This is a genomic window from Nocardia sp. CC201C (assembly GCF_030010695.1).
GTDB classification, from domain to species: Bacteria; Actinomycetota; Actinomycetes; order Mycobacteriales; family Mycobacteriaceae; genus Nocardia; species Nocardia otitidiscaviarum.
Genome location: NZ_JASCXP010000398.1, coordinates 1 through 6,935, shown reverse-complemented (window position 1 = coordinate 6,935; position 6,935 = coordinate 1). Strand labels below are relative to the sequence as shown.

At 69.8% G+C, this 6,935-nt stretch carries 9 protein-coding genes; 7 read left to right on the top strand and 2 right to left on the bottom strand.

Annotated elements, in window-relative coordinates:
* The 7 genes from QK444_RS29700 to QK444_RS29670 form a co-directional block, all read left to right on the top strand.
* The coding region (locus QK444_RS29700; RefSeq protein ID WP_349239550.1) for a BtrH N-terminal domain-containing protein at positions 1-1,041 on the top strand (1,041 nt) is incomplete at its 5' end.
* 223 nt (positions 1,042-1,264) lie between these two features.
* Positions 1,265-2,782 carry a SulP family inorganic anion transporter gene (locus tag QK444_RS29695; RefSeq protein WP_282785429.1) on the top strand — a complete coding sequence of 506 codons (1,518 nt, stop codon included), beginning with the start codon at positions 1,265-1,267 and terminating at the stop codon, positions 2,780-2,782.
* Position 2,783: 1 nt separating this feature from the next.
* Positions 2,784-3,197, top strand: coding sequence for a MerR family transcriptional regulator (locus QK444_RS29690; RefSeq protein ID WP_282785428.1), 414 nt, complete (start codon positions 2,784-2,786; stop codon positions 3,195-3,197).
* A gap of 85 nt (positions 3,198-3,282) precedes the next feature.
* Positions 3,283-4,281, top strand: coding sequence for an RNA polymerase subunit sigma-70 (locus QK444_RS29685; RefSeq protein WP_282785427.1), 999 nt, complete (start codon positions 3,283-3,285; stop codon positions 4,279-4,281).
* A gap of 33 nt (positions 4,282-4,314) precedes the next feature.
* Positions 4,315-4,911: a maleylpyruvate isomerase family mycothiol-dependent enzyme gene (locus tag QK444_RS29680; protein ID WP_282785426.1), complete on the top strand. Its 597-nt coding sequence runs from the start codon at positions 4,315-4,317 to the stop codon at positions 4,909-4,911.
* Between the two features lie 74 nt (positions 4,912-4,985).
* Positions 4,986-5,285 carry a hypothetical protein gene (locus tag QK444_RS29675; RefSeq protein ID WP_282785425.1) on the top strand — a complete coding sequence of 100 codons (300 nt, stop codon included), beginning with the start codon at positions 4,986-4,988 and terminating at the stop codon, positions 5,283-5,285.
* Between the two features lie 106 nt (positions 5,286-5,391).
* On the top strand, positions 5,392-5,844 hold the full coding sequence (locus QK444_RS29670; protein ID WP_039814761.1) for a hypothetical protein: 453 nt from the start codon (positions 5,392-5,394) through the stop codon (positions 5,842-5,844).
* A 94-nt stretch (positions 5,845-5,938) separates the two neighbouring features.
* Here the strand turns inward: QK444_RS29670 and QK444_RS29665 are convergent, their stop codons facing one another.
* Positions 5,939-6,223 (bottom strand): hypothetical protein, encoded by a 285-nt coding sequence (locus tag QK444_RS29665; RefSeq protein ID WP_143981330.1) that lies wholly within the window; start codon positions 6,221-6,223, stop codon positions 5,939-5,941.
* Between the two features lie 85 nt (positions 6,224-6,308).
* Positions 6,309-6,755, bottom strand: coding sequence for a hypothetical protein (locus QK444_RS29660; RefSeq protein ID WP_282785424.1), 447 nt, complete (start codon positions 6,753-6,755; stop codon positions 6,309-6,311).
* Positions 6,756-6,935 lie beyond the last annotated feature (180 nt).

The following is a 6,935-nucleotide window of genomic DNA, read 5'->3' as shown; positions in this document are numbered from 1 at the left end:
CACCATGGACCGTGGTTCTCCGCTCCCGTCCAAGGAAGGTTGGCGATGGCCACGGTGGTAGACGTCGACGCGCGCGGTGCGCAGCACTGCGAGACGACGGCGCTGGGCGTCCTGCTGCGACAGCGGGGCCTCGAGCTGTCCGAGCCCATGCTCTTCGGGCTCGGCGGCGGGCTGTCCTTCCTCTACTGGGACAGCAAGGCCATGGGCTTCCCCTTCCTCGGCGGACGCGTCAAACCGTTCGACCTCACCCGCAACCTCGCCGCCGCCCTCGGACTGAACCTGCGCGTGCACGAGACCACGTCACCGCGCAAGGCGTGGGAGAACGTGGCCTCCGCCCTCGACGACGGCCAGCCGGTGGGCCTTCAGCTCGACAGCTACCACCTGGACTACTTCGGCTCGAAGGTGCACTTCGGCGGCCATATCGTCGCCATGTACGGCTACGACGACCACAGCGCCTTCCTGGTCGACACCGCACAGCAGGGCGGCGCGGTCACCACCAGCCTGGCCAGCCTCGCCGCGGCCCGCGCCGCACGCGGCCCGATGACGGCCAGGAACCGCTCCTTCACGCTCACGCCGCCCACTCCCCCACCCGGCCCATGCGGCCCGATCGTTCCCGCCGTCACCGCCTGCGCCCGCGCCTTCCTCGAGCCACCCATCGCCAATATCGGCTACCGCGGCATCGAGAAGGCCGCTCGGCTGGTGCCCACCTGGTTCGAACGCACCGACAACCCGGGCCGCGACCTGCCAGAGGCCGCGCTGCTCATGGAGCGGGCCGGGACCGGCGGCGCCCTGTTCCGCAATCTCTACCGCGACTTCCTCGCCGAGGCGATGGAGCTGTGCGACGCCAGCGAACTTCGCACCGGCCACCGCCTGTACAGCCGTGCGGCCACCCACTGGACCGAGGTGGCCACGCTCCTCACGCAGGCCGGAACGACAAGCGCCACAGAGTATCTCGCTCAGGCGGGAACGCTGCTCGGCGAGGCCGCCCGCATCGAGCGCGAGGCCATGCTCGCCCTCGTTCGACTCGGCGAGCCGGAATGAGATCTCGGCCACGTCCGCCCCGCCGAGCTTGCGACTCTACCCGCACGGGAGGGTAGAGTTCCCATCGCTGAGCGTTAGCTGAGATTCCGCATCAGGCAGTGTGGCCGATGCCGATCAGCAGTGGTTCCGCATCGTCGGCCGCTCGCATCCGGAATGAATTCTGTTCATGCCCACGCGTTTCCGCACTCCGGTGACGCGTGCGCAGTGATGATTGGAGCCGCCGATGGCGACCGCCGCGCCCACCCGCGATACCGAAGGGTCGGTACTTCACGCTCTGCGCCATCCCACCCGATTGCGTACCGAGGTGCTGGCCGGTCTCGTCGTCGCGCTGGCCCTCATCCCCGAGGCGATCTCCTTCTCGATCATCGCGGGCGTGGATCCGCGCGTCGGCCTGTTCGCCTCCTTCACCATGGCCGTCACCATCGCCATCGTGGGCGGTCGCCGGGCCATGATCTCGGCGGCGACCGGTGCGGTGGCGCTGGTCGTCGCACCGGTGGTGGCCGAGCACGGGCTCGACTATCTCATCGCCACGGTGATCCTGGCGGGTGTGCTCCAGATCGTGCTGAGTGTGCTCGGCGTGGCCAAGCTGATGCGCTTCATTCCGCGCAGCGTCATGGTGGGTTTCGTCAACGCCCTGGCCATCCTCATCTTCCTGGCCCAGATCCCGCATCTGCTGGGCGTGCCGTGGCTGGTGTACCCGATGGTCGCGATCGGCCTGCTGATCATGGTGTTCCTGCCCAAGCTCACCACCGCCGTCCCGGCCCCGCTGGTGGCCATAGTCGCGCTCACCGCGGTCACCATCGCGTTCGCGCTGAATGTGCCGAATGTCGGCGACGAGGGTGAACTGCCGTCGAGCCTGCCGGTGCTGCTGCTGCCGAACGTGCCGCTGAACCTGGACACCCTGACGATCATCGCACCCTACGCCCTGGCCATGGCGCTGGTCGGCCTGCTCGAATCCCTCATGACCGCCAAACTGGTCGACGACATCACCGACACCCACTCCGACAAGACCCGTGAGGGTTGGGGCCAGGGCATCGCCAATGTGGTCACCGGCTTCTTCGGCGGCATGGGCGGCTGCGCCATGATCGGCCAGACCATGATCAATGTGAAGGTGTCCGGCGCGCGCACCCGCATCTCCACCTTCCTCGCCGGCGTCTTCCTGCTCATCCTGGTGGTGGGCCTGGGCGATGTGGTCGCGCTGATTCCCATGGCTGCCCTGGTCGCGGTCATGATCATGGTGTCGGTCGGCACCATGGACTGGCACTCCATCACCCCGAAGACGTTGCGGCGCATGCCGATCGCCGAGACCACCGTCATGCTGGTCACCGTCGCGGTCACCGTGTTCACCCACAATCTCGCCTACGGCGTCATCGTCGGCGTGCTCACCGCCATGGTCGCCTTCGCCCACCGCGTCGCCCACTTCACCGAGGTGACCACGGTGCACGAGGCCGACACCGACGAGGACGGCGATATCGACACCCGCGTCTACACGGTGCGCGGCGAACTGTTCTTCGCCTCCAGCAATGACCTGGTCTACCAGTTCGACTACACCGGCGACCCGCACAACGTGATCATCGACATGTCCGACGCCCACATCTGGGACGCCTCCACCGTCGCCACCCTCGACGCCATCACCACCAAGTACGCGTCCAAGGGCAAGAACGTCGAGATCATCGGACTCGAGCCCGCCTCCGAACAGCGCCGCGAACGCCTCAGCGGCCACCTCGCCGGAGCGCACTGACATGGCCGACCGCGCCACCCTGCAGATCGGTCAGGTCGCCGAGCGAACCGAGTTGTCGATCAAGACGATTCGACACTACGACGAGGTCGGCCTGGTCACCCCCTCGGCGCGTTCGACCGGCGGCTTCCGCCTCTACACCGAGGCCGACGTGCGCCGCCTCATGGTCATCCGCCGAATGAAGCCGCTGGGATTCACCCTCGCCGAGATGAAGGAACTGCTGGAATCGCTGGCCGTCCTGGACGATGCCACCGCCGACACCAACCGGCGCCGCCGAGCCGCCGAGGTCCTGCGCGACTGCCACGACAAGGCCGAGGCGAGCTGCGCGACACTGCGCCGCCAACTCGCCTACGCCGAGGAATTCGCCGCTCTGCTGTCCGATCGCAGCGCGGCGCGCGACTCCGCACCCGCGACCTAGCGCGCCGGATTCGCCCGAGGGCGCGCGCCACCACGCCGACGCGACCGTGGTGGCCCCCGCGCGCCCCGGCTGCGAGCATGGGGCGGTGGCCGTCGATACCGAAGAACTGGATCCCCGCGCATTGGAGGCGCTGCGGATGCCACTGACCGGTTACTGCTACCGCCTGCTCGGCTCCGCCGCCGACACCGACGACGCGGTGCAGGAGACGCTGATCCGCGCCTATACCCGACGCGACGGCTTCGACCCCGGCAAGGGGCGGCTGTCCACATGGGTGCACGCCATCGCCACCAATGTGTGCCTGGACATGCTGCGGTCGGCGCGGCGGCGGATGCTGGTGTGGGAGGGGCCGGTTCCCGAGGGGTTCGATGCCGGCTCGGTGCTGCCCGCCGACCGGTGGGTCGAGCCGATGCCCGACGCCGAACTCATCGAGGCGACCGATCCGGCCGAGGTGGTCGTGCGGCGCGAATCGGTGCGGTTGGCGTTCGTGGCGGCGCTTCAGCATCTGCCGCCGCGACAGCGGGCCGTGCTGGTGCTGCGCGATGTGCTGGCGTTCTCGGCGGCCGAGACCGCCGGGATGCTCGGGGTCAGCGCGGCGGCGGCGAACAGTGCCCTGCAGCGGGCGCGCGCGACGCTCGACACGGTGCGGACCGATCGCGGGCACGCGCTCGACCTCGACGCCGAGCGGGATCGCGACCTGTTGCGGCGGTATCTGGTCGCCTTCGAGGCACACGATGTCGATGCCTTGGCCGCGCTGCTGTGCGAGGACGCCGAATCGAGTATGCCGCCGTTCCCCTGGCGCATCGACGGGCGCGACGCCCAGCTCCGGATCTTCGCCGCGGCCGACGCCTGTACGCGTGATCGGCTGGTGCCCGTCCGGCTCAATGGATCCGCCGGATTCGGCCAGTACCGCCCGGACGAGCACGGAGTGCTGCGCCCGTTCGCCCTGCTCGCGCTCGAGCAGCGCGGCGGTCGCATCGCGCGACAGCTGACCTTCCTGGGGACGCACGCTCGATTCGCGCGATTCGGATTGCCCGAGACATTCGATTCCGCGACGACCGATGAATCTCGGCCACCCGCGTCGTAGCAGTAGTGACCCTATCGCTACGACGCTTCGGAGATGCCCGTGACCGACACCATCGACCTGCGCGCCCACACCACCGCCGAGCGGGAACGCCTCGCCGACCTGCTCGCCACCCTCACCCCCGACCAGTGGGCCGCGCCCTCGCTCTGCACCGGCTGGCGGGTCCGTGAGGTCGTCGCCCACATGACCATGGCCTACCGCATCTCGTTGCCGCGATTCGCCATCGGCTTGGCCGCGGCCCGCTTCTCGTTCAACCGCTATGCCGACCGCGCGGCTCGCGCCGATACGCGGCGTCTGAGCGACGCCGAACTACTGACCTGCCTGCGCGACAATGTGAACCATCCGTGGCAGCCGCCGGGCGGCGGCCCCGCGGGCGCGCTGAGCCACGACGTCATCCACGGTCTCGACATCACCGAACCGCTGGGCCTGCCCGCCGCCCCGGCCGCCCGCATCGCGCTGGTCCTCGGTCACGGTGATGCGAAGACCCTCGCCTACTTCGGCGTCGACCTCACCGGCGTGCAACTGCGGGCGACCGACGCGGACTGCACGATCGGCTCCGGAACCCCGGTCGCCATGCCCGCCAAGGACATCCTCCTCACCGTCACCGGTCGCCGCCCCCTCGAGCGGGGGTGACCCGACGCGGATCAGGGTGCCACTCGGGGAATTCACCGATGCGCCCGATTCGGCGGGCGAGGACACTCGACAGTGTGACGACCAACGATGCCACCCCCCGTACACCTGTCGCCCCGGCCGACTTCACGCCCGCCCCGCGCCCACGCGGCGGCGGGACCCGCTCGCTCGGCCTCGCCCTGCTCGCCGCCGCGTTCCTGGCCGCACCCGCCGCGTGGGCGGCCGGTACGGCCACCGCGGACAACGGCGACGAGCGGGGTTACGGCTACGTGCTCCAGTTCGGTGAGAACGGCTACGAACACCACTGGGTCCAGCACCCCGACCGCACCGGCTACTACTACCACGACGGCCGGATGTACTGGAATCCGGGCAAGTAGCCCGACACTCCCGAACGGTGCGGATACTCGCGTCGATTCCGCCTGCACCGCCGGATGATTCGCCCGCTCCGACCCGAGTGTCGGTGAACGGCGCTAGTCTCGCCCCATGGGCATTTCGTCGCGGCGCGATGGCCCGGTCGATCCGATCGCGGCCGCGTTCTTCTGGCTGCCGGAACTCGGCATGCCACCGCGTCCCGGTGTGGAGGGCCTGTCCCGGCCCGCCGCCCGGGTCGTCATCGAGGCGGCACCGCAAGCCTGGCGCTACGCGGGCGACTGTCTCGGCACCAATTACGCACTGGAGTCCTTCACACTGGTCGAACGCCTCGGCAGGCAGGCCCCCGATCTCATCCGCCGGGGCAAGCCCGTCCGCTGGGCACGAGCCTGCGTCTGGGCGGTCGGCCACCGGTACGGGCTCATCGGCCAGGACTGCGGCCTGGATGTGCCGAACCTGTCCCGGGAGCTCGACGCCAAACCGCACTACCTGAACCGGGACGCCGCCGCCATCCGCGAGGTCATCGACCAGAACTGGCACATCCCGCTGGACTACGACTTCAGCTAGGCGGCGCTGCGACCGGTCCGGCGAGTGTCGGCCACCGCCACAGCCGGCGATTCGGCGATTCCGGGGGCCTACCGGCGCACAGCGGCCCTCGAGTTCAGTCGATATGGAAGGTGTCCGCGCGGTGCGACAGCCGTTCGGCGAAGGTCTCCGTCCACGCGGTGGACTCGGGTTCGTCGGGGGTGATGGGGGTGCGGTGGCTCGCTCTGGGCGGCACGGGAATATCGCGTCGCTCGGAGCCGCCCGGACCGGCCTGGAGGGCCAGTAGCCGCACACCCCAGCGGACGTAGGCCGGAACACTCATCCCCGCGCACTCGGCGGCATCGCGCAACGTGAGCCAGTCCCCCTCGCTCACGGTCACCACTATGTCTTTGCTCGCCATACCCGACAACCGTAGACCGCGTTCGGGGACCGCGCAGCGAGTCCGGGTATCCGCTGTGCGTGCATCGGGCGCGACATCCGACCGGCTATCGGGCACTGACGTCCGGTGTGCGGATCCGCCACATGCCGCCGCCGATGGCGAGTACGCCCCGGGCGGGCAGGGCGACCGCACCGATGACCGGGTTCTCGGCCAGGCGCACGGGATTGCCGGGATCCTGGCCGTCGAGCACGGCCGATGCCGCCGTGATCAGGTACATCTGCTCGGGCATCAGGGTTCCGTAATGGCCGCTCGGCATCGTGCCGGACATCCGCAGGGAGCCCATACCCAGTGCGGCGGCCGCGATTTCACGGGCCCGCAACAGCGACCGCGAACGCCAGGTCAGCGGCAGACGCGGTCCCAGCACGTTCGGCAGCCGCAGCGCCGACGCCCCGGTGGCGGTGAACGTCCACTCCACCGTGGGGTCGTCGACCGTCCCACGCACCGACGCCGGTCCGATCCAGGTCACCTCGATGGCCGGGCCACGGTGCGTCACCGCGGCGTTCCGGCAGGTCCCGCAACCAGGTCGCCAGGCCGAGCACGGTCCTCACCTCCGTGCGATCCGTCCACGACGCGGCCGCGGCGGGAACCGTGGCGAGTGGCGAGGTGAACCGGACCACCAACGCTAGCCGCGGTGCGGCCTCGTGTCGTCGGGTGTGCATCCGCAGCGCCGGGT